This window comes from Paraburkholderia caffeinilytica (assembly GCF_003368325.1).
GTDB classification, from domain to species: Bacteria; Pseudomonadota; Gammaproteobacteria; order Burkholderiales; family Burkholderiaceae; genus Paraburkholderia; species Paraburkholderia caffeinilytica.
The window spans coordinates 1,460,835-1,486,354 of the sequence record NZ_CP031467.1 but is presented as its reverse complement, the minus strand read 5'-3'; the positions used below and the strand labels follow the sequence as shown (position 1 = coordinate 1,486,354).

Annotated in this window: 25 protein-coding genes and 1 tRNA gene; 12 read left to right on the top strand and 14 right to left on the bottom strand. The window is 62.9% G+C overall.

Annotated features, from left to right (window positions below; translation table 11 throughout):
* The first annotated feature begins 50 nt into the window (after window positions 1-50).
* Entirely contained in the window at window positions 51-1,688 is a 1,638-nt protein-coding gene (gene ggt / locus DSC91_RS22705) for a gamma-glutamyltransferase (protein ID WP_115783440.1), read from the top strand.
* 5 nt (window positions 1,689-1,693) lie between these two features.
* Here ggt and DSC91_RS38550 read toward each other — a convergent pair whose 3' ends face one another.
* Window positions 1,694-1,816 (bottom strand): hypothetical protein, encoded by a 123-nt coding sequence (locus DSC91_RS38550; protein WP_268238861.1) that lies wholly within the window; start codon window positions 1,814-1,816, stop codon window positions 1,694-1,696.
* Window positions 1,817-2,142: 326 nt separating this feature from the next.
* Between DSC91_RS38550 and DSC91_RS22700 the strand changes: the two genes are divergently transcribed.
* Together DSC91_RS22700 and DSC91_RS22695 are read left to right on the top strand one after the other, a co-directional pair.
* The gene (locus DSC91_RS22700; protein WP_115780971.1) at window positions 2,143-2,970 is read left to right on the top strand and encodes a ferritin-like domain-containing protein; all 828 of its coding nucleotides are present in this window, start codon (window positions 2,143-2,145) and stop codon (window positions 2,968-2,970) included.
* Window positions 2,971-3,115: 145 nt separating this feature from the next.
* Window positions 3,116-3,640, top strand: a complete 525-nt coding sequence (locus DSC91_RS22695) for a hypothetical protein (RefSeq protein WP_115780970.1) — start codon at window positions 3,116-3,118, stop codon at window positions 3,638-3,640.
* A 37-nt stretch (window positions 3,641-3,677) separates the two neighbouring features.
* On the opposite strand, the gene DSC91_RS22690 is transcribed toward DSC91_RS22695, so the two are convergent.
* From DSC91_RS22690 to DSC91_RS22675, 4 genes are all read right to left on the bottom strand, one after another.
* Window positions 3,678-5,228, bottom strand: coding sequence for a DEAD/DEAH box helicase (locus tag DSC91_RS22690; protein WP_115780969.1), 1,551 nt, complete (start codon window positions 5,226-5,228; stop codon window positions 3,678-3,680).
* A 233-nt stretch (window positions 5,229-5,461) separates the two neighbouring features.
* Window positions 5,462-6,082 carry a PAQR family membrane homeostasis protein TrhA gene (gene trhA, locus DSC91_RS22685; protein ID WP_093635539.1) on the bottom strand — a complete coding sequence of 207 codons (621 nt, stop codon included), beginning with the start codon at window positions 6,080-6,082 and terminating at the stop codon, window positions 5,462-5,464.
* Window positions 6,083-6,201: 119 nt separating this feature from the next.
* On the bottom strand, window positions 6,202-7,500 hold the full coding sequence (locus DSC91_RS22680; protein WP_115780968.1) for a c-type cytochrome: 1,299 nt from the start codon (window positions 7,498-7,500) through the stop codon (window positions 6,202-6,204).
* Window positions 7,501-7,521: 21 nt separating this feature from the next.
* Window positions 7,522-8,253: a c-type cytochrome gene (locus tag DSC91_RS22675; RefSeq protein ID WP_115780967.1), complete on the bottom strand. Its 732-nt coding sequence runs from the start codon at window positions 8,251-8,253 to the stop codon at window positions 7,522-7,524.
* 370 nt (window positions 8,254-8,623) lie between these two features.
* On the opposite strand from DSC91_RS22675, the gene copC reads away from it, so the two are divergent.
* Together copC and DSC91_RS22665 are read left to right on the top strand one after the other, a co-directional pair.
* On the top strand, window positions 8,624-9,001 hold the full coding sequence (copC, locus tag DSC91_RS22670; protein WP_115780966.1) for a copper homeostasis periplasmic binding protein CopC: 378 nt from the start codon (window positions 8,624-8,626) through the stop codon (window positions 8,999-9,001).
* The gene (locus DSC91_RS22665; protein ID WP_115780965.1) at window positions 8,998-9,927 is read left to right on the top strand and encodes a CopD family protein; all 930 of its coding nucleotides are present in this window, start codon (window positions 8,998-9,000) and stop codon (window positions 9,925-9,927) included. The genes copC and DSC91_RS22665 overlap by 4 nt, the downstream gene beginning before the upstream one ends.
* An 84-nt stretch (window positions 9,928-10,011) precedes the next feature.
* On the opposite strand, the gene DSC91_RS22660 is transcribed toward DSC91_RS22665, so the two are convergent.
* From DSC91_RS22660 to dgoD, 3 genes are all read right to left on the bottom strand, one after another.
* On the bottom strand, window positions 10,012-10,260 hold the full coding sequence (locus DSC91_RS22660) for a YodC family protein (RefSeq protein ID WP_115783438.1): 249 nt from the start codon (window positions 10,258-10,260) through the stop codon (window positions 10,012-10,014).
* 26 nt (window positions 10,261-10,286) lie between these two features.
* Complete coding sequence (locus tag DSC91_RS22655; protein WP_115780964.1) at window positions 10,287-10,589, bottom strand: hypothetical protein; 303 nt, start codon at window positions 10,587-10,589, stop codon at window positions 10,287-10,289.
* A gap of 368 nt (window positions 10,590-10,957) precedes the next feature.
* On the bottom strand, window positions 10,958-12,106 hold the full coding sequence (gene dgoD, locus DSC91_RS22650; protein WP_115780963.1) for a galactonate dehydratase: 1,149 nt from the start codon (window positions 12,104-12,106) through the stop codon (window positions 10,958-10,960).
* Window positions 12,107-12,421: 315 nt separating this feature from the next.
* Here dgoD and DSC91_RS22645 point away from each other — a divergent pair, with 315 nt between their 5' ends.
* The gene (locus DSC91_RS22645; protein ID WP_308422857.1) at window positions 12,422-13,099 is read left to right on the top strand and encodes a FadR/GntR family transcriptional regulator; all 678 of its coding nucleotides are present in this window, start codon (window positions 12,422-12,424) and stop codon (window positions 13,097-13,099) included.
* A gap of 38 nt (window positions 13,100-13,137) precedes the next feature.
* On the opposite strand, the gene DSC91_RS22640 is transcribed toward DSC91_RS22645, so the two are convergent.
* A complete protein-coding gene (locus DSC91_RS22640) occupies window positions 13,138-14,607 on the bottom strand; it encodes a DHA2 family efflux MFS transporter permease subunit (RefSeq protein WP_373291896.1) in 1,470 nt (489 codons plus the stop codon).
* Window positions 14,608-14,823: 216 nt separating this feature from the next.
* Here DSC91_RS22640 and DSC91_RS22635 point away from each other — a divergent pair, with 216 nt between their 5' ends.
* Window positions 14,824-15,267, top strand: a complete 444-nt coding sequence (locus DSC91_RS22635) for a MarR family winged helix-turn-helix transcriptional regulator (RefSeq protein WP_115780960.1) — start codon at window positions 14,824-14,826, stop codon at window positions 15,265-15,267.
* A 161-nt stretch (window positions 15,268-15,428) separates the two neighbouring features.
* Here the strand turns inward: DSC91_RS22635 and DSC91_RS22630 are convergent, their stop codons facing one another.
* The 5 genes from DSC91_RS22630 to DSC91_RS22610 all read right to left on the bottom strand — a co-directional run bounded on the left by DSC91_RS22630 (window position 15,429) and on the right by DSC91_RS22610 (window position 20,228).
* Window positions 15,429-15,764 (bottom strand): hypothetical protein, encoded by a 336-nt coding sequence (locus tag DSC91_RS22630; protein WP_115780959.1) that lies wholly within the window; start codon window positions 15,762-15,764, stop codon window positions 15,429-15,431.
* A gap of 84 nt (window positions 15,765-15,848) precedes the next feature.
* A tRNA-Met gene (locus DSC91_RS22625) sits at window positions 15,849-15,925 on the bottom strand.
* Window positions 15,926-16,011: 86 nt separating this feature from the next.
* Window positions 16,012-17,670 carry an MFS transporter gene (locus tag DSC91_RS22620; RefSeq protein WP_115780958.1) on the bottom strand — a complete coding sequence of 553 codons (1,659 nt, stop codon included), beginning with the start codon at window positions 17,668-17,670 and terminating at the stop codon, window positions 16,012-16,014.
* A 230-nt stretch (window positions 17,671-17,900) separates the two neighbouring features.
* Window positions 17,901-19,439 carry a sensor histidine kinase gene (locus DSC91_RS22615; protein ID WP_115780957.1) on the bottom strand — a complete coding sequence of 513 codons (1,539 nt, stop codon included), beginning with the start codon at window positions 19,437-19,439 and terminating at the stop codon, window positions 17,901-17,903.
* Window positions 19,440-19,448: 9 nt separating this feature from the next.
* The gene (locus DSC91_RS22610) at window positions 19,449-20,228 is read right to left on the bottom strand and encodes a response regulator transcription factor (protein WP_115780956.1); all 780 of its coding nucleotides are present in this window, start codon (window positions 20,226-20,228) and stop codon (window positions 19,449-19,451) included.
* A gap of 268 nt (window positions 20,229-20,496) precedes the next feature.
* Here DSC91_RS22610 and recA point away from each other — a divergent pair, with 268 nt between their 5' ends.
* The 5 genes from recA to sucD all read left to right on the top strand — a co-directional run bounded on the left by recA (window position 20,497) and on the right by sucD (window position 25,443).
* The gene (recA, locus tag DSC91_RS22605; RefSeq protein ID WP_115780955.1) at window positions 20,497-21,573 is read left to right on the top strand and encodes a recombinase RecA; all 1,077 of its coding nucleotides are present in this window, start codon (window positions 20,497-20,499) and stop codon (window positions 21,571-21,573) included.
* 7 nt (window positions 21,574-21,580) lie between these two features.
* Window positions 21,581-22,294 (top strand): recombination regulator RecX, encoded by a 714-nt coding sequence (recX, locus tag DSC91_RS22600; protein ID WP_115783436.1) that lies wholly within the window; start codon window positions 21,581-21,583, stop codon window positions 22,292-22,294.
* A 185-nt stretch (window positions 22,295-22,479) separates the two neighbouring features.
* Window positions 22,480-23,229 (top strand): DUF2889 domain-containing protein, encoded by a 750-nt coding sequence (locus DSC91_RS22595; protein WP_115780954.1) that lies wholly within the window; start codon window positions 22,480-22,482, stop codon window positions 23,227-23,229.
* Window positions 23,226-24,395: an ADP-forming succinate--CoA ligase subunit beta gene (gene sucC, locus DSC91_RS22590; protein ID WP_115780953.1), complete on the top strand. Its 1,170-nt coding sequence runs from the start codon at window positions 23,226-23,228 to the stop codon at window positions 24,393-24,395. Before DSC91_RS22595 ends, sucC begins: the two co-directional genes overlap by 4 nt.
* 166 nt (window positions 24,396-24,561) lie before the next feature.
* Window positions 24,562-25,443 carry a succinate--CoA ligase subunit alpha gene (sucD, locus tag DSC91_RS22585; RefSeq protein ID WP_111929475.1) on the top strand — a complete coding sequence of 294 codons (882 nt, stop codon included), beginning with the start codon at window positions 24,562-24,564 and terminating at the stop codon, window positions 25,441-25,443.
* Window positions 25,444-25,520: the final 77 nt, after the last annotated feature.

Genomic DNA, 25,520 nt, shown 5'->3' with positions numbered 1-25,520 from the left:
GTGTCCGGCGATCGAGAACGCGCCGGACCACGCTTTCGAGAGTGTTCGACATGACTGGCTTCAACTGGCAAAACTCTTATCCGACGCCGCGTCTGCCCGTATTCGCGCGCAACATCGTTTCGACTTCGCATCCGCTCGCCGCGCAGGCCGGCCTGCGGATGCTGTGGAAAGGCGGCAATGCCGTCGACGCGGCGATCGCGGCGGCCGCCGCCATTACGGTGGTCGAGCCGGTGTCGTGCGGTCTTGGCGGCGACGCCTTCGCGCTGGTGTGGGACGGCAAAAAGCTGCATGGCCTGAACGCTTCCGGCGTGTCGCCGGCGGCCTGGAACGTCGACTATTTCAGGCGCAAGTACGGCGAGGAAAACGGTCTCGCGAGGCAGCCCAAGCGTGGCTGGGATGCCGTGACGGTGCCGGGCGTGATCGCCGGCTGGGAGGCGCTGCATCGGAAATTCGGCTCGCTGCCGTTCGCCGATCTGATGGAGCCGGCGATCGAGATCGCCGAGCGTGGTCACGCGGTGGCGAGCATCGTCGCCTACAAATGGGCGGCCGCCGTACCAGAATTGAAAGACCTGCCCGGCTTCGCGCAAACCTTCATGCCGCGCGGCCGCGCGCCGGAAGTCAGCGAACTGGTGCGCTTTCCCGGTCACGCGAAGACCTTGCGCAAGCTCGCCGAACAAGGTCCGCGTGCGTACTACGAAGGCGAGATCGCCGAGCGGATCGCGGCGTTTGCGCGCGAAGGCGGCGGCGCGTTGACCTTCGACGATCTGCGCAACTACAAAGCGGATTGGGTCGAGCCGATCGGCAAGGACTATCGCGGCTACACCGTGCATGAGATTCCGCCGAACGGCCAGGGCATCGCGGCGCTGATCGCGCTGGGCATCCTCGAAAAGTTCGACGTGAAAGAGCTCACCGTCGACAGCGTCGAGTCGCAGCATCTGCAGATCGAAGCGATGAAGCTGGCGTTCGCCGATGTCTACCGCTACGTCGCCGATCCGCGTTCGATGGACGTGACGCCCGAACAGATGCTCGACGAAGCGTACCTCACGTCGCGCGCGAAGCTGATCGATCACAAGCGTGCCACGCAGTTCGACTTCGGCATGCCGAAGGCCGGCGGCACGATCTACATGTCGGTGGCGGACGAGCGCGGCATGATGGTCAGCTTCATCCAGTCGAACTACATGGGCTTCGGCTCAGGCATCGTGGTGCCGGACAGCGGCATCGCCATGCAGAACCGCGGCTGCGGCTTCTCGATGGACCCGAAGTCGCCGAACGTGGTGGAGGGCGGCAAACGGCCGTTCCACACGATCATCCCGTCGTTCCTCACGCAGCAGGTGGACGGCAGGCAGGAAGCCGTGATGAGCTTCGGCGTGATGGGCGGCGACATGCAGCCGCAAGGCCACCTGCAATCGATCGTGCGGATGCTCGACTACGGTCAGCAACCGCAGGCCGCCTGCGATGCACCGCGCTGGAAGGTCAACCGCGACTTCACGATCGACATCGAATCGACGCTCGATCCGACGACCGCCGCGGCGCTGCAGAAGCTGGGCCACACGATCAAGTCGGTCGACGATCCGTACATGGACTTCGGCTCCGGTCAGTACATCTGGAAGCTCGACCGCAACGATCCGGATCGCGGCTATGTGGCGGCGAGCGACAGCCGCCGCGATGGGCTGGCAGCCGGGTTCTGAACGTTTCATTCGAAGCGCGGCGCCGCCTGGGCCGCCGCGTTTTGCGGCACCTTCGCGATGGCGGTGATGCCGCCGTAAGCGTCGACCGGTCTGGCGGCGCTCGTGTTGATTCTGCTCGCGCGGCACATACAAGGCTTCGTAGCGAGCCTTGTCGCGCTTGAGGTACTTGTCGCTCAGCTCGGGTCAAAGCCAGCTCTTCCAGCTGGCTTTTTTTTGCCTTGCATGCGCTGCTTGTAACTATCCGCAGTATTCGACTACCGTGAAATTGGAACTGCGGCGGTTCGGCACGGTCTGTGCTGGGTTATCTGCAGAATTGTGAAACACCGGCTAAGATGCAAGATACAAGGGGTTAACTCTAATCAAGGCGCTGTATCTGGCCCGGCGAACTGCCTTTGCGATAGTGGGCGGTTTCGAGCGCTCCACGAGTCGATACAGGTTTCGGAGCTAAGACACAATGCACACTGAGCTGAACCATGTGATGCCCTGGCGGATCGAGGATATCGACCTCACCCGCATAGATCGTCAGAAGGCAGTGGCCAACGAAGACTTGCTGCTTCTGCTGTGCGCCGCTTCGTTTATCGAAAGCGGCACCGATCTTTACACCAGCAATCTGAGCACCTTCTTCGACGGCGACCCGGAAGTTTCCGCCTGGCTCAATCAGGAGTGGGAGCCGGAGGAAATGCAGCACGGCCGTGCGCTCAAGACCTATGTCGCTTACGTCTGGCCTGAGTTCGATTGGGACACGGCATTCCGCAATTTCATGGAGGAGTACTCGCTGACCTGCTCGGTCGAAGACTTCGAAAAGACCCGCGCGCTCGAAATGGTTGCACGCTGCGTGGTGGAGACGGGCACCGCAACGCTCTACCGTGCGATCGGCGAGTGTTCGGACGAGCCGGTGCTCAAGCAGATCACCGACAACATTCGCACCGACGAAGTTCGTCACTACAAACACTTTTTCAAGTTCTTCAAGAAGTACAACAAGATCGAAGGCAACGGCCGCCTTGCGGTTCTCGGCGCGTTGATGCGGCGTGTGATGGAGATCAAGAACGAAGACTCGGAGATCGCCTTGCGTCACGTCTTCGCGATTCGTTATCCGGAGCGCGTGCACGATTCGGCCTATAACCGCGAACGCGCCGCGCGCATCAGTGCGCTGGTGCGGCGCAATCTGTCGGCGGATATGTGCGTGAAGATGCTGCTCAAACCGCTCGACATTCCGGCCAAGATTCAGCCGGGCGTGCATTACCCGCTCGCCAAAATCACGCAGCACGTGTTCTTTCGCTGATGTTTTTCTGCTGAGTTCGCGGCGTACAGAGATGAAGACGAATGGCCCGCTTGTGCGGGCCATTCGTCTTTCGAGGCATGATGGATCCTTGCAACACCGGCAACCCTCGTAACCTCGGCAACCCGCCACTGACCGGATCGATACGATGAGCGATTCTTCTTCACCCGAACGGCTGCTCGAACAGAACGTGTTCGACGAATGGCCCGACGCCGCCCGCACGTTGTTCGACGGCTCGTCTCTCGCGAGCAAGACAGGGTTCACCGCGTCGCTGCTTACCGTCGATGCGAACGGCCACGTGCGTACGTCGCTGCTGGGCGCCGGCGAGTTGTACGCGCCGGATTCGCGATCGCTGTGTGTCGCCTTGTGGCCGCAGTCCCGGACGGCGCGCGTAATCGGGCAAACCGGCCGGGCCGCGCTGACGTTCGTCTGCGACGAGGCGTTCTATCAGGTGCAGCTGCGTTTGACGCCGCTAACGCGCGTGACAGGCGATGACAGCGGCCTCGTGTACCTCATCGGCTCGATCGACACAGGGGAGGCGCAGAGCGTGCGTTATGCGCGCCTGACAGGCGGCATTACGTTTGAACTGGAGGGGGACGGGAAGGCGGTGCTCGATCGATGGGAACGGCAGATCGAGCACCTGAAGCAGGCCGCCGCTGCGGCTAGCCGATAGTCTGCGACTACGGCCAGCGAGCAGCAGCGCTTGACACTTAACGGCCGCGTTGGCCGCTGCGCGTCGGCTGGCCGCCACGCGGCGCGTCGTTGCGCGGCTTCGCGCCACCCAGCAACGCGCCCGGATTGCTGCCTTGCGGTTTTGCGCCATGCGGCTTGCGCGGTGCGTGTTGCGCAGCGCTGCCTTCGTGCGCCGCCGCACGCGGCTGACCGTCATGACGCTGGCCGTCGCGGCGCGGCTGGCCGCCGTTGCCGGCCGGCTTCGCGCCTTGCGGCTTCGGTTGTTGCTGACCATTCGCCGGCCGTTGGCCCGAACGTTGCGCAGGCTTTGCCGACGACGCGCCATCGCGCTTCGGCGCACCTTGGCTCTGGCGCGGCTGACGATTGCCACCACCACCGCCGCCACCCTGACCACGGCGCAGAATCGGCTCCGGCTTGGCAGTCGGATCCGGTTCGAAACCGGCGATCACTTCCTGCGGCACCGGACGCTTGATCAACTTCTCGATGTCCTTCAGCAGTTGCAGTTCGTCGACGCACACCAGCGAGATCGCTTCGCCCGTCGCGCCTGCGCGGCCCGTGCGGCCGATGCGGTGCACATAGTCTTCCGGCACGTTCGGCAGATCGTAGTTGACCACGTGCGGCAGCTGATCGATATCGATGCCGCGCGCCGCGATGTCGGTTGCGACCAGCACTTGCAGCGTGCCGTCCTTGAACTCGGCGAGTGCGCGGGTACGAGCCGACTGGCTCTTGTTGCCGTGAATCGCCAGTGCGCTGATGCCGTCTTTGGTCAGTTGTTCGGCGAGGCGGTTCGCGCCGTGCTTGGTGCGCGTGAACACCAGTACCTGGAACCAGTTGTGTTGTTTGATGAGGTGGGTGAGCAGCTCGCGCTTCTTGTCGCGGTCGACCGGGTGAATCTTCTGCGCGACCGTTTCAGCCGTCGTGTTGCGGCGGGCGACTTCGATCAGCGCCGGCGAGTCCAGCAGGTTGTCGGCAAGCGTCTTGATCTCGTCGGAGAAAGTGGCTGAGAAGAGCAGGTTCTGACGTTTCGGCGGCAACTTGGCGAGTACGCGCTTGATGTCGTGAATGAAGCCCATGTCGAGCATGCGGTCGGCTTCGTCGAGCACGAGAATCTCGAGATGCGACAGGTCGATGGTCTTCTGTTGCATGTGGTCGAGCAAACGGCCCGGCGTCGCGACGACGATGTCCACGCCACTGCGCAGTGCGCCGATTTGCGGATTGATACCGACGCCGCCGAACATGACGGTCGACTTCAGCTTCAGGTACTTGCCGTAGGCGCGCACGCTTTCTTCGACCTGTGCGGCCAGCTCACGCGTCGGCGTGAGGATCAGCGCGCGCACGGCGCGCTTGCCCGACGCCGTGGCGACAGCGGGCATGGTGTTCAGACGCTGCAGGATCGGCAGCGTGAAGCCGGCGGTTTTGCCGGTGCCGGTCTGCGCGCCGGCCAGCAGGTCGCCGCCGTTGAGCACGGCGGGGATCGCTTGCGTCTGGATCGGAGTCGGGGTGGTGTAGCCGAGTTCGTGTACGGCGCGGACCAGCGGTTCGGACAAGCCGAGGGAATCAAAAGACATAAATGCTCTTTGCAATGCAGTTTCGCGAACGGCACCAGACGGCACCCAATGGACCCAGGCGGGAACCAGCGGGTGCAGGCACGGCATGAACACGCCCGCATGGCGCGTTCGAGGCCAGAGCCCAGTTCCGGTCGCAGAGAAATCGGCGGCACGCTCAAGTGCGTGCCGAATGCTTCAACGCGCTATGCAGACACGTTGACTGGCCTTAAGTTGCATTTCGCCGCCGTGGGATGTCACGCGACGTAGCGCGCAACACTGACGAATTGACACAGACTGCCCGCCAGTACGAACAGGTGCCAGATACCATGTCCGTGCCGGATGCGCTCGTCGTTGATGAAGAAGTAGATGCCGGCGCTGTAGATGACCCCGCCGGCCACGAGCCAGGCGGTACCCGCTGCCGGTAAAGCTTGAACCAGCGGGCGGACGGCAACGAGCGCGAGCCATCCCATCAAGACATACAGCACCATCGAAACGCTGCGGGTGCGTCGCCCGAGCGTCAGTTCCTGCACGATGCCGAGCGCGGCAAGCCCCCAGCTTACGCCGAATAGCGACCAGCCCCACGGTCCACGCAAGGTGACCAGCGTGAACGGGGTGTAGCTGCCGGCGATCAACAAATAGATCGCCGAATGGTCGCATTTTTGCAGAACCGCTTTGACACGCGGGTTGCGCACGCTGTGGTAGAGCGTCGAGATAGCATACAGCACGAACAGCATTGCGCCGTAGACGCTGAAACTCACCACCTTGTACGCGTCGCCGTCGAGCGCGCCCATTGTCACGAGCGTGGCCAGCCCCGCCACCGACAGCACGGCGCCGACGAGATGGGTAATGCTGTTGAAACGCTCTCCGACATGCACGGCTCTTTCCTCCTGCGCGGTTTCATAAGGGTTTATACCCACATGATACCGGTCCTGCAAAAAACGAAGGGCGCGGCCGCGTGATTCGCAGGCCGCGCCCCAGATACATCTGACGCTGCTTAGTCGAGCGGCGCTGAACGCAGATCGGACACTTGCTGCGGCGACACCGCCGTACCGTGGTTGCCCCAGGACATACGGATGTACGTCACGACGGCTGCCACTTCCGTGTTCGACAATGCCTGCGCGAACGGCGGCATGCCGTACGGATGCGGGTTGGCGTTCGTGCTCGGCGGATAACCGCCGTTCAGCACCATGCGAATCGGGTTGACGGCCGACGGCATCTGGATCGACTGGTTATTTGCCAGCGGCGGGAAGGACGGCGGCATACCCAGACCGTTTTCCGCGTGGCACTTTGCGCAGTTGTCAGCGTAGATCTTCTGACCTTGCTTCAACAGTTCGCCACCGAACTTTTCCGAAGTTTCGAGCTGCAGCGATTCCGGTGCTTCGCTCTTCTGCGGAATCGTCTTCAGGTACGTAGCCATCGCGTTGATGTCTTCGTCCGACATGTACTGCAGGCTGTTGTGAACCACTTCAGCCATCGGACCGAACACCGCGCCGCGGTTCGACACACCGGTCTTCAGCAGGTCGGCGATGTCTTTGGTTTCCCAGTCGCCGAGACCGGCTTCCTTGTTCGACGTCAGCGACGGTGCGTACCAGTTCTGCAGCGGGATCAGGCCGCCGGCAAACGCCGCCGAGTTGACCGGGCCGCCCATGGCGTTGATCGAGGTGTGGCACATGCCGCAGTGGCCGAGGCCTTCGATCAGGTAAGCGCCACGGTTCCATTCCACCGACTTGGTCGGATCAGCCTTGTACTCGCCTTCGCGGAAGAACAGCGTGCGCCAGCCGATCAGCATGTTGCGCTGGTTGAACGGGAATTTCAGCTCGTGCGGGCGGCTCGGCACATTGACCGGCGTGACCGAGCGCAGGTAGGCGTAGATCGCGTCCGAGTCGGCGCGCGTGACCTTCGTATAGCTCGTGAACGGGAAGCCCGGGTACAGCAGGCTGCCGTCTTTCGAACGGCCCGTGTGCATGGCGCGGTAGAAGTCGTCCTGGGTCCACTTGCCGATACCGTACTGGTCGTCAGGCGTGATGTTCGGCGTGAACATCGTGCCGAACGGCGTGAGCATGGGCAGGCCGCCGGCGAACTGCTTGCCGCCGCGCACCGTGTGGCAGGCGATACAGTCGCCAGCGCGGGCGAGGTACTCGCCCTTCTTGATCAGGGCTGCCTGGTCGGCGGGCGTTGCCGCCACGGCCGTACCGTTGTGCAGATTGTCGCCGCCCGACCACAGGACGGGAACGAGTGCGGCAGCCGCAACGACGACGACTGCCGAGAGGGCGAACAAAGACTTGCGTTTCATTTGAGTGTCTCTCCCGGTGCCTTATTGCGGTTCGCTGCCGCAGGCAAGCGGAGTCTTCAACGAGCGGGCCGGAGCCGGCACGGGGTTTTGTGGCGCCTTTTGCGTGGAAAGCCAGGCAGCGACGGCGTTCACGTCTTCGTCAGTCAGACGGGTGGCGATGGTGTGCATGCAATCAGGTGCGATGGCATGGCGCGAGCCCGAGCGCCATGCGCCCAATTGCGCGCTGATGTAGTCAGCATGCAGGCCGACCAGACCCGGGATAGCGGGTTCCATGCCGGTCAGCGCCTTGCCGTGGCACGCCGCGCAGGCCGGAATCTGTTTGGATGCGTCGCCGTTCAGGACGATCTGCTGGCCGCGCGCGACGATGGCCGCCGACACAGTCGGCTTGGCCGGCGTGGGGTACGGCGGGCGTTGCTGCGAGAAGTACGTGGCGATCTGATGAAGGTAGTCGTCCGAGAGATACGTGACGAGATAGTTCATGGGCGGGTACTTGCGGCGCCCTTCGCGGAAGTTCTGCAACTGGTTGTAAAGATAGTCGGCCGGCTTGCCCGCCAGACGCGGGAAATAGTCGTTGTCGGTACCTTGGCCGTGCGAGCCGTGGCAGGCCGTGCAGCCTTGCACGCGCGCTTCCATCGTATCGGGGGCCTTCGGTTGAGTCTGCGCTTTCGCAGCGCTATAGACACCCGCGGTGCCGATCAGCAGAAGGGCAAGCAGCGGGCGGAAAATGCGTCTTGAAGACACGCGTAACTCCATCAAAATCGGGGACCTGACCGAACTTCGAGCGGCTCGGTGTGAAGGGCAGCCGGCGCTGCGGCGACGCAGCATTCTATCATCGAAGGGTGATGGTGACTATTTGCCACATTAGAGAAGGTTCCGGGTGTCACGGCGATGCGACAGTTTGACGCGCGCCGCCGCGCCGCAAGTGGGGCGGCCATTTCGATTTTGTTCGCCGGATCGCCGGCGCACATGCCGTTCTAGCGGGCCCGCATGACAAAGCAGGTTGAACCGACGCGCGTGCGGGCCATCGAAGCGTACACTTCCGGGCGCGCCGGCGTCCGTCCGGGACGGACGCCCCCTTGACTCACCGCTTACCGTTTTCTTTTCCACAAGCTATCGGCCTTACATGAAGCTATTCAATTTTTCCCATCCGGCGCTACGCGCGTTGACGTTCGGCGCCGCGGCGCTGGTCATGACGTCCACGGCATTTGCGCATGCGCATCTGGTGTCGAGCGAGCCGGCGGCGAACGCCGCAGTGGCCGCCGCCACTGAAGTGATGATCCATTTCACCGAGCCGCTCGAGCCGGCTTTCAGCCGCATCGAACTGAGCGATGCCGGCGGCAAGCCTGCTGCGCCGGCTGCGTCGCAAGTCGACCAAAGTGATGCAAAGGTGATGCGCCTGGCGCTGCCGCAGTTGGCGGCCGGCCGCTACGCGGTGCACTGGATCGCGGTTGCCACGGATGGCCACCGTACGCAAGGCGACTTCGCCTTCATCGTCAAATGAGCGTCGACGGACTGTGGATCGGGCAGGTCGCCATGGCCGCGCTCATGAACGTCGCGTTTGCGTTTGCCGTCGGTTCGGCGTTGCTCGGTGCGTGGCTCGCCAAGGACGCGCAAGCCAAGATCGCCCCCGCCCGGCCCGCCTGGTTGCGCGCGCAACGGTCGATGTTGACGGCCAGCGTCGTGCTGGTGCTCGCGGATCTCGGCTGGCTGCTGTATCAGGCGGCGTCGATGAGCGGCGTCGCGTTGCCGTCGGCGCTTGGCGTGGTGCCGACCGTATTGACGCAAACCCATGTTGGCTTCGGCTGGAGCGTGGCGTTCGCCGGCGCGCTGGTGTTGCTTGGCACGGCGCTGGCCGGCCATACGGGCATGCTGCGCAATGCGCTGCTGTGGCTCGCGGTGATCGCGATCGCGGCGGGCAAGGCGTCGCTCGGGCATGCGGCCGATGCCGGCCCGGCCTCGGCGGCGATCGGCATGCAGACGCTGCATGTGCTGGTCACGAGCGTCTGGGGCGGGCTGGCGATGGCGGCGGGGCTCGCGATATTGCCCGCGCTCGGCACCTCGACCGCACGCGGGATACTGATCCGCACGGCGACGCAGGTGTCGCATGTATCGGTGGTGGCGGTCGGGCTGGTGCTGCTCACCGGTGTCTTCAATGCCGCGCGCGGATCGGGCGGCTCGTTCGAAGCGATCCAGGTGAGCACGTGGGGCCATGTGCTGACGCTGAAGCTTGCGCTGGTCGCGCTTGCGCTGGTGCTCGGCGGACTCAACCGCTTTTCGGCGTTGCCGCGCCTGCGCCGCACGGCCTCGACGATGGACGCGCATACCTTCGTCAACGTGCTGTATCTGGAAGCGCTCGCGATGGTCGGTGTGTTCGTCGCCGCGGCCGTGTTGTCGCATAGCGTGCCGGCATTCGCCGCACTGGGCTGAGGCTAAAAAAAGCGCCGCACAGCAAATGCGTGCGGCGCAATACACACGGTCGCCCGGCGGTGGCCGGCCGATCCGTACTGCTCTCTAGGCGGCGAACACGTTGTGCACCCGCTTCAGCATCTCTTCCGGAAACATCTCCTGCTGCAATTCGCCGTCGTCGCCGAACCACTGGCAGATCAACCAGTTGCCCGGCGCGAACAGCACAGGTCCGGTCCAGGTGGCTGTCATCGGACGTCCGCCGGATTTGAGCGTCAGGACGTCGCCGGCGCGGTAAGCGGGTTTTGCGGGTTCCCCGGGTTTCGCGCGCCGTGCAGGTTTCTTTCCCTGTCGCATGGTGAGCATCCGTTCGATGAACCCAATCATTCGAGGCCGAGCCGATGTCCGAGAATCGGTGCGCAGAAGAGCGCGATCGCGCAGCCCGCTGCCTTGCCTTCCAGTTCCGCGCCTGCGGCACGCGAGCCGTACGTATGCGTCAGCAGATCGAAGAGTTGCGGCAGGCAGTACAGGACCGCGGCGGCGATAAAGCATTTTTCGACCACGGAAATGCGCCAGCCGCGTTCATAGGCGAGCATCGCGCCGATGATGCGAAGCACGCCGAACACCACCAGCGCGCCGACGGCGGCCTGTTCGCGGAGCAGATAGTCTGGAAGGAATTCGCCCATGATGTTCCCCGATGCATGTGTCGTTTTGAATGCATTGGAGCAAGGAGTGGGCCATACGTATGTCCGGTGCCGAACAAACGGCTTGAAAGCCTTTGTGGATAAGGCTTTGCGCAACGCGAGACGGGGCCTTTAAGAAGCCGGAGAGCGCGACTTCAGACCGTTCCGGTCCGCGATGTTACGTAACTGAGACGGCGCGTGCTACGTCTGCCGTAACGTGCGCGCCGGTGAGCTTGGGCTAAGCCTTCTTCATGGCTGGCGGCGCCCACACTCGGGACCTTGACCTTCAGACGAGTTTTTCTGACGATGGCCGTGGGCCGTTCAAAACAAAACGCCGCCCGCAGGCGGCGCTCCATCAAGCAGTCACGCGCTTACCATTCCGCGACGCTGCCATCCTCGTGGCGCCACACCGGATTGCGCCAGCGGTGGCCGACCTTCGCCATCTCGCGCACCTTCTCTTCGTTGACTTCGATGCCGAGGCCGGGGCCTTGCGGAATCGACACGAAGCCGTCTTCATACTTGAACACTTCAGGGTTCTTGATGTAATCGAGCAGGTCGTTGCCCTGGTTGTAGTGAATGCCAAGGCTCTGTTCCTGGATGAACGCGTTGTAGCTCACTGCGTCGATCTGCAGGCAGGTGGCCAGCGCGATCGGACCGAGCGGGCAGTGCAGCGCGAGTGCGACGTCGTACGCCTCGGCCATCGAGGCGATCTTGCGGCACTCGGTGATCCCGCCCGCGTGCGACGCGTCCGGCTGGATGATGTCGACGTAGCCGCCCGCCAGGATGTGCTTGAAGTCCCAGCGCGAATACAGACGTTCGCCCAGGGCGATCGGCGTGTTGGTCTGGTTGACGATGTCGCGCAAGGCTTCCGCGTTTTCCGACAGCACCGGCTCTTCGATGAAGAGCAGCTTGTACGGGTCGAGTTCTTTGGCCAGCACCTTCGCCATCGGCTTGTGCACGCGGCCGTGGAAGTCCACGCCGATGCCGATGTTCGGCCCGACCGCCTCGCGCACGGCGGCGACGTTGTTGATGACGCCTTGCACCTTGTCGAAGGTGTCGATGATCTGCAACTCTTCCGAGCCGTTCATCTTCACCGCCTTGAAGCCGCGTTCGACCACAGCGCGTGCGTTGTTCGCGACATCGCTCGGACGATCGCCGCCGATCCACGAGTACACCTTGATCTTGTCGCGTACCTGGCCGCCCAGCAGCGCGTGAATCGGCACGCCATGATGCTTGCCCTTGATGTCCCACAGCGCCTGGTCGACGCCGGCGATCGCGCTCATGCTGATCGGGCCGCCGCGGTAGAAGCCCGCGCGATACATCACTTGCCAGTGGTCTTCGATCAGCAGCGGGTCTTTGCCGATCAGATAGTCGGCCAGTTCCTCGACAGCGGCCGCCACCGTATGCGCGCGGCCTTCGACCACCGGCTCGCCCCAGCCGACGATGCCTTCGTCCGTTTCGATCTTCAGGAAGCACCAGCGCGGCGGGACGATGAAGGTTTCGAGCTTGGTGATTTTCATGGTGTGCGTCTCCTTGCGGCTTGGATGCCTGAGTGCGGGCAATTTCGAGGATTCACATGCTACAACAAAATCGCGTTTAAGTACTATTAATAGTACTATTTGCCAAATAGTGGCCGGGTATCCGTGGCGATATTGGCCGGGACGGCGGGATACCTGCCGGGCGACGACAGGGCCGCAGCCGGGCGCCGGCCAGCATCGCCCAGGCCGGAGCGGCGCCGAAGCCAGAGGTTGGCGGGTTGAGATGCCTGATAATCGCGGTCCATTCCGGACTCAGGTCCGATATCAATAGCGCCGAGAGGCTGCTGGGAGAAAGCTATTCAGCACGATCTGCATGGGCGCGTCGCCCATCTGCTGGCAACCGCGATTCTGCGTGGCGACTACGCGCCCGACTCGATCCTGCCGCGCGAGGCGGAATTGATGGACACCTTCGGCGTGAGCCGCACGGTGTTGCGCGAGGCGCTGCGCACGCTGACGTCGAAAGGGCTGATCGAATCGCGGCCACGAGTGGGTACGCGGGTGCGGCCGAAACATGCGTGGAATCTGCTCGACGTCGATGTGCTCGATTGGTATTCGCGGGTCGCCGAGCCGATGGCCTTCGCACTCAAGCTGCAGGAAATGCGCGAGATGATCGAGCCGTACGCGGCGGGTCTGGCGGCGGCCTCGCACACCGGCGACACCTTCAATGCGCTCGCGGCAGCGCATGCGTCGATGGTCGGGGCGCGCAATGTCGATGAATGGGTGCGCGCCGATCTGCAGTTTCATCTGAGCGTGCTGACGGCCTGCAGCAATGAATTGCTGATTCCGCTCGGCACGCTGATCGAGCGAACGCTCGAAGCGCAGCTACGCCTGAACGCGAAACGCGCGGATGTGTTCAATGCATCGCTGGCCGAGCACACGGCGGTGTTCGAAGCGATTCGCGACCGTGATGCACCGGCGGCGCGAGAGGCGATGGCCGGATTGCTGGGCGTGACGCGCGGAAGAATCGAAGGGTGAGCGCGGGGGCGCGAGTCCCGCAACTTCATCCTTCGTGCTCAATCCATCGCCGCATGCGCCACTGATGCATCCGGCGCCTGGCGCGCCGGGCGGATCAACAGCAGCAGCGGAATGACCAGCAGCGTCGCCACGAACATCAGCTTGAAGTCGTTCAGATACGCGATCATCGATGCCTGCTGCGTAATCGATGCGTTCAGCGCCGCCAGATCGTAATTCGAGCCGCTATTGAGCATCGGCTGGATTGCCGGATTGAAGGGCGTGACATTCGCCGCGAGGTCGGCATGCGAGACCTGCGTGTTGCGGGTCATCAGCGTCTGCACGATCGAAATGCCGATGCTGCTGCCGATGTTGCGCATCAGGCTGTAGGTCGCGGTGCCGTCCGCGCGCAGTTCGGGCGTGAGCGTCGAGAAGGTCAGCGCGCTCAACGGCACGAACACGAGGCCGAGACCGAAGCCCTGAATCACGCCGGGCCAGACAATGTCCGACGCCGACAGCACGATCGTGTAATGCATCATTTGCCACAGCGCGAACGCGGAGATCAGAAAGCCGGCGAGCAGCAACAGCCGCGCATCGATCCGCCTCAATAGCCGTCCGGCAAACAGCATCGCGACCATGGTTCCCGCGCCGCTTGGCGCCGTGACGAGGCCCGTGGTCGCGACGGGATAGTTCATCAGGTTTTGCAGCATCGGCGGGAGCAATGCGCGCGTCGCATACATCACCGCACCGATCACGAAGATGAAGAACGTGCCGGTGGCGAAGTTCGGGTCCTTCAGCAACTCATATTTGAAGAACGATTTCTCGCCGACCGTCGCCGTGTGCACGAGGAAAAACGCGAAGCTGATCGCCGCGACCAGCGCCTCGATGACGATCTCATGCGAGCCGAACCAGTCGAGCTGCTCGCCGCGGTCGAGCATCGCCTGCAGCGCGCCGATGGCGAGACCGAGGGTGGCAAAGCCGAACGCGTCGAACTTCGCGTCGTGCTTTGGTTCGCGTGCCGGCAGGAAGGTCGCCACGCCGAACAGCGCGAACGCACCGATCGGCACGTTGATGAAAAACACCCAGCGCCAGTTGTAGCTATCGGTGAGCCAGCCGCCGAGCGTCGGCCCGAGAATTGGCCCGACCATCACGCCCATGCCCCATACCGCCATCGCCTGGCCCTGCTTTTCGCGCGGATTGATGTCGAGCAGGATCGACTGCGACAGCGGCACCAGCGAGGCCCCGAAAATCCCCTGCAGCAAACGCGACGCGACGATTTGCGTCAGCGTTTCCGACAACCCGCACAGCGCCGAGGCCACCGTAAAGCCGCCGATCGAGAAAATCAGCAGCCGCTTGACGCTCAGCCGGTCGGATAGCCAGCCGGTCAGCGGCGTGGCGATCGCGGCCGCGACGATATACGAGGTCAGCACCCACGTGATCTCATCCTGCGACGCCGACAGCGTGCCCTGCATATGCGGCAGCGCGACGTTGGCGATCGTGCTGTCGAGCGTCTGGATCAGCGTCGCGAGCATGATCGAGACGGTGATCATCGGCCGGTTGAGCGGGACGGCGGCGCTCGTCGACGCGGAGTCGGTGGGCATGGGGGAGTGGGGTCTTCAATATAGTAAGCATGCTTATTATATCGGTAGCGAGAACAGGCGCCCACCAGGAATTGTGCGGAGCCTGAGTGGCGCTCGTGTGTACCCATTCCGACGCTGGCAAACAGCGGCCTTTCGTATAATCCGACCATGACCACTCAACTCGAAGAGCGCTTCGGCTTTCTGATTTCCGACGTCGGCCGCTTGACAGGCAAGCGTTACGACGATCTCGCGAAATCGTCGGTCGATCTGACGCGTGCGCAATGCCGCGCGCTGGCCTATCTCGCCCATTACGGCGACATCAATCAGGCGCGGCTCGCGGATCTGCTCGAAGTCGCGCCGATTTCGGCGGGACGGCTGCTGGATCGCATGGAAGAGGGCGGCTGGATCGAGCGCATCGCCAATCCGGAGGATCGCCGCGAGCGCCAGGTGCGCATGACGCCGAAAGCCGAGCGCACGCTAGGCAAGGCTCGCAAAGTGGGCGATGTAGTCGCTTTGGAAGCGCTGAGCGGTTTCAGCGATGACGAGGCGAAGCAGTTGATCGCGTTGTTGCAGCGGGTGCGCGGGAATTTGAGCCGGTTGGTGGATCGGTGAAAGCACGGCTGCGCCCGCGATTGGGCAGGGCGCGATTGCCGCAAGCGTACGGCAAGGGCGACTCTCCCATCTCGGGCACGGCGCGCGCTCGACTAGTCGACCTCGAACGCCGCAAGTGCGCGACTACTTCACTGCCGTCGTCGCCGCTTGCGAGTACTTGCCTATTTGGCCTCAGACGCCGCAACCGCACCGGACGGCTGGACCAGCTCGTAACAGGCTGCCTTGGTTTTCGTATCGGCCGGCGACGGATCGATGCATTTGAACGCGCTCTGATCGCGCTGGACGAAAATCGTATCGGCCGGGCTGGCATTTCCGTGCGCGTCATTTACTACCGCGACGATTTTGTAGCCGTCCTGCAGCAGCGTCGAAAGCATGAGCGAACTGGCGCGCCACTGACTGTCGGGCGACGTTTGGGCGTTGACGGTGAGCGGAGAGGCGGCGGTGAAAAGCGTGAGAGATGCGGTGGCCACGGCAAGCGCGGCAGTGCGGAACGTCATCAAGAAACCTCCTTGAAGTTGCTGTTTGGAAAGCCAAAACAAAAAAGCCGCTGACCTTGTGGATCAGCGGCTTTTCCTTGCAACTGGTGGCGAATCAGGGACTCGAACCCCGGACCTGCGGATTATGATTCCGTCGCTCTAACCAACTGAGCTAATTCGCCGAAAGAAGCGAGATTATGAGGATAGGGCCGGGGGCTGTCAACCCCCGATGCGCAACTTTTTTAAATTGCCCCGGCCATCAGGCGTTTCAGTCCTTCGCGTAGATGTCCGAGTCCTTGGTTTCGCGGACGAACAACATACCGATCACGAGCGTGACAAGCGCAATCACAATCGGATACCACAGCCCTGAGTAGATGTTGCCCTTGGCCGCCACGATCGCGAAGGCGGTCGCCGGCAGGAAGCCGCCGAACCAGCCATTGCCGATGTGATAGGGCAGCGACATCGAGGTATAGCGGATGCGCGTCGGGAACATCTCCACCAGCATCGCCGCAATCGGCCCGTAGACCATCGTCACGTAAATCATCATGATCGTCAGGATCACTACGCTCATCGGCCAGTTGATCTGCGACGGATCGGCCTTCGGCGGATAGCCGGCGGTCTTCAGCGTGGTAGCCAGGGTCTTGTCGAACGCCTTGCCCTGGTCCTTGGCGTCGGCGGCCTTGCCGTCATACGTGTTGATCACCGTATCGCCGACCTTGATCTCCGCCAGCGAGCCCGCCGGCGCCGCGACGTTCTCATAGTTCAAGCCGGCTTTCGAGAGCGCGCTCTTGGCGATATCGCACGAACTCGTGAACTTGGCCGTGCCGACCGGATTGAACTGGAACGAGCACTCGTCCGGGTTGGCAATCACGACAATCGGCGCCTTTGCTGTAGCGGCCTCCAGCGCCGGGTTCGTGTAGTGAGTCAGCGCCTTGAACAGCGGGAAGTACGTACAGGCGGCAATCAGCAGACCGGCCATGATGATCGGTTTGCGGCCGATGCGGTCCGACAGCGAGCCGAAGAACAGGAAGAACGGCGTGCCGATCAGGAGCGCGATTGCGATCAGGATGTTGGCCGATGCGCCGTCGACCTTCAGCGTTTGCGTCAGGAAGAACAGCGCGTAGAACTGGCCCGTGTACCAGACCACGGCCTGGCCGGCGGTCAGGCCGATCAGCGCGAGGATCACGATCTTCAGGTTCTTCCACTGGCCAAATGCTTCGGTCAGCGGCGCCTTCGAGGTTTTGCCCTCGGCCTTGATGCGCGCGAACACCGGCGATTCATTCAGTTGCAGGCGAATCCATACCGACACGCCGAGCAGGATGATCGACGCGAGGAACGGAACGCGCCAGCCCCATGCGCCGAACGCGTCTTCGCCCATGGCCGTGCGCACGCCGAGAATCACCAGTAGCGAGAGGAACAGGCCGAGCGTGGCGGTGGTCTGGATCCACGCGGTGTAGAAACCGCGGCGTCCCGCCGGTGCGTGTTCCGCGACGTAGGTGGCCGCGCCGCCGTATTCGCCGCCGAGCGCCAGACCCTGCAGCATGCGCATCGCGATGAAGATCACCGGCGACGCAATGCCGATCGAGGCATAGCCGGGCAGGAAGCCGACCAGGAAGGTCGACAAACCCATGATCACGATCGTGATGAGAAACGTGTATTTGCGTCCGACCAGGTCGCCGAGACGGCCGAACACGATTGCGCCGAACGGCCGCACCGCGAAGCCCGCGGCGAAACTGAGGAGCGTGAAGATGAAGGCGGCAGTCGGATTGACGCCGGAAAAGAAGCTCTTGCTGATGAAGATGGCGAGTGAGCCGGCCAGATAGAAGTCGTACCACTCGAAAACCGTACCTAGCGACGATGCGAAGATCACCCGCTTCTCATCGCGCGTCATCGGCGCGTGGGAGAGTTGCCCGCCAACGGTAGCCATATGTCGTCTCCAATATTGATATGTGCACGCGATCCGCCGGCAAAGGCGTTCCCGTGGAACCGATTATTGGAGTGGAAACTTACGGCGTACTGACGTGGAGGGGTGAAATAGCGGTTTCGGGTGTGTGACGGGATATGCCGTCAAAATTCGATAATGCCCCGGCAAGTTCGCTTAAGTTTTGGCAAACGTATCTCAATATGGCGGCGCCTCAGGCGTGGGTTCTTGCGCCCTTAGGGTAAGTCCCGGGCCCGCTCGAGCACATGCAAGCTGACGCGCACGAGCGTTCCGGCAAGCCGAGGGGAGGTTTGATAGACGTTATCGTCGATCGTCATCTCCCCACCGTGCATCGTCGTGATCTCGCGCACGATCGCGAGCCCGAGGCCGCTGCCGTCGCCTTCGCGGCCGAGAATCCGGTAAAACCGCTCGACCACCCGCGAGCGCTCGGTTACCGGAATGCCGAGTCCGGTGTCTTCTACTTCCAGATGCACGAGCCGCGCCGCCACGTCGTGCCGCACCCGCACGGTGATTCGCCCGCCAGCCGGCGTGTAACGGATCGCGTTGTCGATCAGATTCGACAGCATTTCCCGCAGCATGACCGGATTGCCGTCGACTTCGACCGGCTCTTCGGGGGCTTCGTAGCCGAGGTCCATCTGCTTGGCGAGCGCGGCCTGAACCCAGTCCCGCACCGCGCTGCGCGCCACCTCGGTCACCTCGACCGGCGTGAAAATCTGGCCTGACATGCGGTTTTCCGCGCGCGCCAGCGCCAGCAACTGGGTGACGAGGCGCGCCGCATGCTCCGAGCTGGTGGCGATCTGTTCAAGCGAGCGGTGGACTTCCGCGGAGGCGTCCTGGCGCAGCGCGAGCTCGGCCTGGGTGCGCAGGCCGGCAAGCGGGGTTTTCATCTGATGCGCGGCGTCGGCGATAAAGCGCTTCTGCAACTCCATGTTCTGTTCGAGGCGCGTCAGCAGATCGTTGAACGACGTCACCAGCGGCTCGATTTCCGGCGGCGCGCGGCGGGCTTCGAGCGGCGACAGATCGTCCGGGCGGCGCGCCCGGATATGCGCCTGCAGGGCATGCAGCGGCGCGAGTCCGCGCGACAGGCCGAACCACACCAGCACGATCGCCAGCGGCAGGATCACGAACTGCGGCAGGATCACACCTTTGATGATGTCGTTGGCAAGCTGGCTGCGCTTGTCGAGCGTCTCGGCGACCTGCACCAGCACCGGCTGCGCACCGGGCGTCTGCGGAAACTCGACGGTCGTATAGGCGACGCGGATATCGTTGCCGCGCAATACGTCGTCACGGAATTCGACGAGACCCGGTTGCGGCCGATCCTCCTCGTGCGGCAGCGGCATGTCGCGCTCGCCGCCCACCAGCTCGCCGCGCGTGCCGAGCACCTGATAGAACACGCTGTCGACATTGTCGGCGCGCAGAAAGTCGCGGGTGGAATCGGGCAGCGACAGCTCCGCCACGCCGTTGATCGGATGGATCTGGCGGGCGAGCACGTAGGCGTCGGTTTCGAGCGCGCGGTCGAACGGGCCGTTGGCGATCGACTTGGCGACGAGGTAGGTGACCGCGAGGCTCATCGGCCAAAGCAGCAGCAGCGGCGCCAGCATCCAGTCGAGAATCTCGCCGAACAGCGAGCGCGGGCGCGCTTCAGCGGCGGCTTCGGTCTCGTCGGGCGGGGCGAACGGATTGGCGTAGCGCTCGTCGCGCACCTCGTCGAGGTCCGCCGCGTGCGCCGTAGCGCGGTCTGCGCGTGCGGACATGGGCGGCCTCTATTTGTAGTGGTGGCTCGCCGGCATTGCGGCCGACGGGGACGAGGAGGACGGATCGGGTTCAGCGGGCGCGTCGGCGCTTGGGTTCGGGTTCGGGTTCGCGTTTGACGGCAGGGCGGCTTTCTCGAGGCAATACCCGAGGCCCCGCACCGTAATGATGCGTACGCCGCTCGGCTCGATCTTCTTGCGCAGCCGGTGCACGTAGACTTCGATCGCGTTATTGCTGACTTCTTCGCCCCATTCGCACAGATGGTCGACGAGCTGTTCCTTCGACACCAGTCGGCCGATCCGCTGCAGCAGCACTTCGAGCAAACCGAGTTCGCGCGCCGACAGGTCGATCACCTGCTCGTTGACATAGGCGATCCGGCCGACCTGGTCGAACGACAGCGAACCGTGCCGCACCACCGTCGGGCCGCCGCCCGCGCCGCGCCGCGTCAGGGCGCGCACGCGCGCCTCGAGTTCGTTCAGCGCGAAGGGCTTGGCCATGTAGTCGTCGGCGCCGAGGTCGAGGCCTTTGACGCGTTCGTCGACGCTGTCCGCCGCCGTGAGAATCAGCACGGGCACGGTCGAGTTGCGGGCGCGCAGGCGGCGCAGCACCTCGAGCCCGGACATGCGCGGCAGGCCCAGATCGAGGATCAGCAGGTCGAAAGTCTGCACCGACAGCGCGGTGTCGGCCTCGACGCCGTTCTTCACGTGATCGACGGCATAGGCCGATTGGCGGAGGGACCGAACCAGGCCGTCCGCGAGTATGCTGTCGTCTTCGGCAATCAGAATTCGCATGGTGCGCCAGCCTGGCCTTGCCGGCACCGTGGGGTGATCCCCCCGGCGCACAGCGGTCTCCGAAAATTATTGTGGGTAGTTGGGCAGCGCGACGGTAAAAATGCGCGTTCGCATGAGAATCGCGCTTGCCAAAACTACTGTTTTTTTATACAGTGTCTGGGTCTCGTGTGCTGTCCTTGGTGAACACATTAAGGACAAGTCAAACTTGGGTTGAAACTCGGGCTGCACATCTGCCTCAGACGCCGTTCATCATAGCAAAGGACGATTCATGGAAGAAAGCAAGAAAGGCTCGGCTGGACTGACTGCTGAAAAAAGCAAGGCACTCGCTGCCGCGCTTGCGCAGATCGAAAAGCAGTTCGGCAAAGGGTCGGTCATGCGGCTCGGCGCAGGTGAGGTAGTCGAAGACATCCAGGTGGTCTCAACCGGATCGCTCGGCCTCGACATCGCGCTGGGCGTCGGCGGTTTGCCGCGTGGCCGTGTGGTCGAAATTTATGGTCCGGAATCGTCCGGTAAAACCACGCTCACGCTGCAAGTCATCGCCGAAATGCAGAAGATCGGCGGTACGGCAGCGTTTATCGACGCCGAACACGCGCTGGACATCCAGTACGCGGGCAAGCTCGGCGTGAACGTGAACGAGCTGCTGGTTTCGCAGCCGGACACCGGCGAGCAGGCGCTCGAAATCGCCGACGCACTGGTGCGCTCGGGCTCGATCGACATGATCGTGATCGACTCGGTCGCGGCACTTGTGCCAAAGGCTGAAATCGAAGGCGAAATGGGCGACTCGCTGCCGGGTCTGCAAGCGCGTCTGATGTCGCAAGCGCTGCGCAAGCTCACCGGTACGATCAAGCGCACCAACTGCCTCGTGATCTTCATCAACCAGATCCGTATGAAGATCGGTGTGATGTTCGGCAACCCGGAAACCACCACGGGTGGTAACGCGTTGAAGTTCTACGCGTCGGTGCGTCTGGACATTCGCCGGATCGGTTCGATCAAGAAGAACGACGAAGTGATCGGCAACGAAACGCGTGTGAAGGTCGTGAAGAACAAGGTGTCGCCACCGTTCCGGGAAGCGATTTTCGACATCCTGTACGGCGAAGGTATTTCGCGTCAGGGCGAAATCATCGACCTTGGCGTGCAAGCGAAGATCGTCGACAAGGCCGGCGCCTGGTACAGCTACAACGGCGAACGGATCGGTCAGGGTAAGGACAACGCACGCGAGTTCCTGCGTGAAAATCCGGACATCGCCCGTGAGATCGAAAACCGTATCCGCGAATCGCTGGGTGTGAATGCCATGGCGGAAGTGGCGACCGGCGCGGCTGCTGAAGTCGCAGGCGAAGAAGAGTAACCAGCACGTGATACGCAAGGGCCGGCCGTTGTCCAACGCTGCTAACGCTGGACGCAACACGGACGGCCCGTGTGATCGCGATGACGATCCCTTCGAGTCGTTCGACGCGCACGATCGCGCCGCAGGTCGCCGGCCGCAGTCTGATCCATCCGCGCAGCCTGCAACGGATCCGTCCGAAACCAGCGAAGCCACCGAAGCCACCGAAACCACCTATACCCGCTCGCGTCGCACACCTGGCGAGGCGAAGCCGGGGCAGGACGACGCAAAGAAATCCCAACGCCCGGCCCGTTCGTTAAAAGGACGCGCGCTCGGCTATTTGTCCCGACGTGAATACAGCCGCTCCGAACTGGCGCGCAAGCTGAAACCGTTCGTCGAAGAAACCGATTCGCTCGATACCTTGCTCGACTCGCTGGAAGCCGAAAACTGGCTGTCCGACTCACGGTTTGCTGAAAGCCTGATCCATCGGCGCTCGTCACGGTTGGGCGCGAGCCGGATCGTCGGCGAATTGAAGCAACATGCCGTGGACCAAACGCTGGTTGAAGAAGCCAGTGCGCAACTGCGCGAAACCGAACTGGCGCGCGCTCAAGCCGTTTGGCGGAAGAAATTCGACCGGCTTCCCGAAACGCCGGCCGAGCGCGCCAAGCAGGCGCGCTTTCTGGCATCGCGTGGATTCTCGGGCGCCACGATCGGCAAAATCCTCAAAGGGTTCGACGAGGAGTGACGTGGCGACTAGCTGCGCCATCCTGTTTGGCGCACGGCTCGTGCCGGATACCTGCGCGGTTCCCACTTTGAGATAGCGTCTGCCGCGCTCACCGGCCTGCCGGGCGGCCCTGCGCATTCCGGTCTGTCTCAAATACCCAGTATGCTAAAATTCGTGGGTTTTCCAATCCGGCCTTTCCTTCCCGCATGCCGCTCTCCCAGCCCGTATCCCGCCAGTTGCGCCATCGTCGCGCAATCCGAGCGGAAGCCTATGAGCGAGCCGATGGCCTGTGGGATGTGGAAGCGTGCTTGACCGACGAAAAACCGCGCGATGTGGTGCTTGCGTCGGGCGTCCGGCCCAATGGTCAGCCGATCCATGAACTCTGGCTTCGCATCACCATCGATCGCAAGCTCAATGTCGTCGACGCCGAGGCGTCGTCCGACTGGGTGCCCTATCCAGGTTTGTGCCAAGCCAGCAATCCCGCCTACCGTGCCCTCATCGGGCTCAATCTGTTCCACAACTTCCGTCGCGATGCTGCCCGTTTGCTGGCCGGCACGGCCGGCTGCACGCATCTCACGGAGTTGTGTGCGCTCTTGCCGACTGCCGCAATCCAGGCATTCGCCGGCGACGTGTGGAACACCAATGACGACACGCCGGGCGCAGCGGCGAGTTCCGGGAACGAGCAGTCCAGAAGCAAAGACAGCACAGACGAGCATTCCAACAACAAACCGCCATTCCAGTTGGGACGCTGCCACGCGCTGCGTTTCGACGGCGAGGCGGTGCAACAGTTTTATCCGCGCTGGTATAGCCGCGCTCCGTATACAGCGGATCGCGCGGCTTCGTCAGGCGACGGGGCAGCCCGCCAGACAGGTGAGGGCGGCAACGCGTCCGGCATGAACGACGGCAGCGGAAACGAAGTTCAATCCAACTCTCAGACTGAAGGGAATCACGCATGAAGATTCACGAGTACCAGGGTAAGGAAATCCTGCGGAAATTCGGCGTCGCGGTACCGCGCGGCAAGCCGGTCTTCTCGGTGGATGATGCGGTCAAGGCCGCGGAAGAGCTCGGCGGCCCGGTATGGGTCGTGAAGGCTCAGATCCACGCGGGTGGCCGTGGCAAGGGCGGCGGCGTGAAAGTCGCCAAGTCGCTGGATCAGGTTCGCGAATACTCGAACCAGATCCTCGGCATGCAGCTCGTCACGCACCAGACCGGTCCGGAAGGCCAGAAGGTGAATCGTCTGCTGATCGAAGAAGGCGCTGACATCAAGAAGGAACTGTATGTCGGCCTGGTAATCGATCGCGTTTCGCAGAAGATCGTCGTGATGGCATCGAGCGAAGGCGGCATGGACGTCGAAGAAGTCGCGGAAAAGACGCCTGAGCTGATCCACAAGATCGCCGTCGACCCGTCGACCGGTCTGAAAGACGCCGAAGCCGACGAGCTCGCAACGAAGATCGGCGTGCCCGCCGCGTCGCTGCCGCAAGCGCGCTCGATCCTGCAAGGCCTGTACAAGGCATTCTGGGAAACCGACGCATCGCTGGCCGAAATCAATCCGCTGATCCTGACCGGCGACGGCAAGGTCATCGCGTTGGACGCCAAGTTCAACTTCGATTCGAACGCACTGTTCCGTCACCCGGAAATCGTCGCGTATCGCGATCTGGACGAAGAAGATCCGGCTGAAGTCGAAGCGTCGAAGTTCGACCTCGCGTACATCTCGCTCGACGGCAACATTGGCTGCCTCGTGAACGGCGCCGGCCTCGCAATGGCAACGATGGACACCATCAAGCTGTTCGGCGGCGAACCGGCGAACTTCCTGGACGTGGGCGGTGGCGCCACGACCGAGAAGGTCACGGAAGCGTTCAAGATCATGCTGAAGAACCCGAACCTGACCGCGATTCTGGTCAACATTTTCGGCGGCATCATGCGCTGCGACGTGATCGCGGAAGGCGTGATCGCGGCGTCGAAGGCCGTGTCGCTGAAGGTGCCGCTCGTGGTTCGCATGAAGGGCACGAACGAAGACCTGGGCAAGAAGATGCTCGCTGAATCCGGCCTGCCGATCATTGCGGCAGACAGCATGGAAGAAGCGGCTCAGAAGGTCGTCGCGGCCGCTTCGGGCAAGGCGTAAGCCAGACTGAGCCAAGCGATTTCCAGGCGGCTGTTGCAGGGCGCTGTTTTTAGGCGCTCCTGCCAGGATAACCAGGATTACGAATGGCGGCGCGTGAGCGACGCGGGCGGAGAACATCCTGCCTCGCGGCGCCACCACGCGGCGCCAAACGAACAGAGGTCAATACATGTCGATTCTGATTAACAAAGACACCAAGGTCATCACGCAGGGCATTACCGGCAAGACCGGTCAGTTCCACACGCGTGCTTGCCGTGAATATGCAAACGGCCGCGAAGCGTACGTTGCAGGCGTGAACCCGAAGAAGGCCGGCGAAGATTTCGAAGGCATTCCTATCTACGCTAGCGTCGCTGAAGCCAAGGCTGAAACGGGCGCGACCGTGTCGGTGATTTACGTTCCGCCGGCAGGCGCTGCTGCTGCGATCTGGGAAGCGGTGGAAGCCGATCTGGATCTGGCGATCTGTATCACGGAAGGCATTCCTGTCCGTGACATGATCGAGCTCAAGGCACGCATGCGCGCCAAGAACAGCAAGACGCTGCTGCTCGGACCGAACTGCCCGGGCACGATCACGCCGGACGAACTGAAGATCGGCATCATGCCGGGTCACATTCACCGCAAGGGCCGCATCGGCGTCGTGTCGCGTTCGGGCACGCTGACGTACGAAGCAGTCGGTCAATTGACGGCGATCGGCCTCGGCCAGTCGTCGGCAGTCGGTATCGGCGGCGACCCGATCAACGGTCTGAAGCACATCGACGTGATGAAGATGTTCAACGACGATCCGGAAACGGACGCCGTCATCATGATCGGCGAGATCGGCGGTCCGGACGAAGCGAATGCCGCTGAGTGGATCAAGGACAACATGAAGAAGCCGGTGGTCGGCTTCATCGCCGGCGTCACGGCGCCTCCGGGCAAGCGCATGGGCCACGCCGGCGCGCTGATCTCGGGCGGTGCGGACACGGCTGAAGCCAAGCTGGAAATCATGGAAGCCTGCGGCATCAAGGTCACGAAGAACCCGTCGGAAATGGCGCGTCTTCTGAAGGCGATGCTGTAAAAACGAAATTCGCGCGCAGTCACGGCGCGTTTTTGATACGCTTACGAAACCCTTTCGTGAGCGGGAAGTCGTAAAAA

Excerpts from the sequence above, each read along its gene's own strand:
- ggt (WP_115783440.1), top strand. The coding sequence starts at position 51 with ATGACTGGCTTCAACTGGCAAAACTCTTATCCGACGCCGCGTCTGCCC.
- DSC91_RS38550 (WP_268238861.1), bottom strand. The coding sequence starts at position 1,816 with ATGTGCCGCGCGAGCAGAATCAACACGAGCGCCGCCAGACCGGTCGAC.
- DSC91_RS22700 (WP_115780971.1), top strand. The coding sequence starts at position 2,143 with ATGCACACTGAGCTGAACCATGTGATGCCCTGGCGGATCGAGGATATC.
- DSC91_RS22695 (WP_115780970.1), top strand. The coding sequence starts at position 3,116 with ATGAGCGATTCTTCTTCACCCGAACGGCTGCTCGAACAGAACGTGTTC.
- DSC91_RS22690 (WP_115780969.1), bottom strand. The coding sequence starts at position 5,228 with ATGTCTTTTGATTCCCTCGGCTTGTCCGAACCGCTGGTCCGCGCCGTA.
- DSC91_RS22680 (WP_115780968.1), bottom strand. The coding sequence starts at position 7,500 with ATGAAACGCAAGTCTTTGTTCGCCCTCTCGGCAGTCGTCGTCGTTGCG.
- DSC91_RS22675 (WP_115780967.1), bottom strand. The coding sequence starts at position 8,253 with ATGGAGTTACGCGTGTCTTCAAGACGCATTTTCCGCCCGCTGCTTGCC.
- copC (WP_115780966.1), top strand. The coding sequence starts at position 8,624 with ATGAAGCTATTCAATTTTTCCCATCCGGCGCTACGCGCGTTGACGTTC.
- DSC91_RS22665 (WP_115780965.1), top strand. The coding sequence starts at position 8,998 with ATGAGCGTCGACGGACTGTGGATCGGGCAGGTCGCCATGGCCGCGCTC.
- DSC91_RS22660 (WP_115783438.1), bottom strand. The coding sequence starts at position 10,260 with ATGCGACAGGGAAAGAAACCTGCACGGCGCGCGAAACCCGGGGAACCC.
- DSC91_RS22655 (WP_115780964.1), bottom strand. The coding sequence starts at position 10,589 with ATGGGCGAATTCCTTCCAGACTATCTGCTCCGCGAACAGGCCGCCGTC.
- dgoD (WP_115780963.1), bottom strand. The coding sequence starts at position 12,106 with ATGAAAATCACCAAGCTCGAAACCTTCATCGTCCCGCCGCGCTGGTGC.
- DSC91_RS22640 (WP_373291896.1), bottom strand. The coding sequence starts at position 14,607 with ATGCTCGCGACGCTGATCCAGACGCTCGACAGCACGATCGCCAACGTC.
- DSC91_RS22635 (WP_115780960.1), top strand. The coding sequence starts at position 14,824 with ATGACCACTCAACTCGAAGAGCGCTTCGGCTTTCTGATTTCCGACGTC.
- DSC91_RS22630 (WP_115780959.1), bottom strand. The coding sequence starts at position 15,764 with ATGACGTTCCGCACTGCCGCGCTTGCCGTGGCCACCGCATCTCTCACG.
- DSC91_RS22620 (WP_115780958.1), bottom strand. The coding sequence starts at position 17,670 with ATGGCTACCGTTGGCGGGCAACTCTCCCACGCGCCGATGACGCGCGAT.
- DSC91_RS22615 (WP_115780957.1), bottom strand. The coding sequence starts at position 19,439 with ATGTCCGCACGCGCAGACCGCGCTACGGCGCACGCGGCGGACCTCGAC.
- DSC91_RS22610 (WP_115780956.1), bottom strand. The coding sequence starts at position 20,228 with ATGCGAATTCTGATTGCCGAAGACGACAGCATACTCGCGGACGGCCTG.
- recA (WP_115780955.1), top strand. The coding sequence starts at position 20,497 with ATGGAAGAAAGCAAGAAAGGCTCGGCTGGACTGACTGCTGAAAAAAGC.
- DSC91_RS22595 (WP_115780954.1), top strand. The coding sequence starts at position 22,480 with ATGCCGCTCTCCCAGCCCGTATCCCGCCAGTTGCGCCATCGTCGCGCA.
- sucC (WP_115780953.1), top strand. The coding sequence starts at position 23,226 with ATGAAGATTCACGAGTACCAGGGTAAGGAAATCCTGCGGAAATTCGGC.
- sucD (WP_111929475.1), top strand. The coding sequence starts at position 24,562 with ATGTCGATTCTGATTAACAAAGACACCAAGGTCATCACGCAGGGCATT.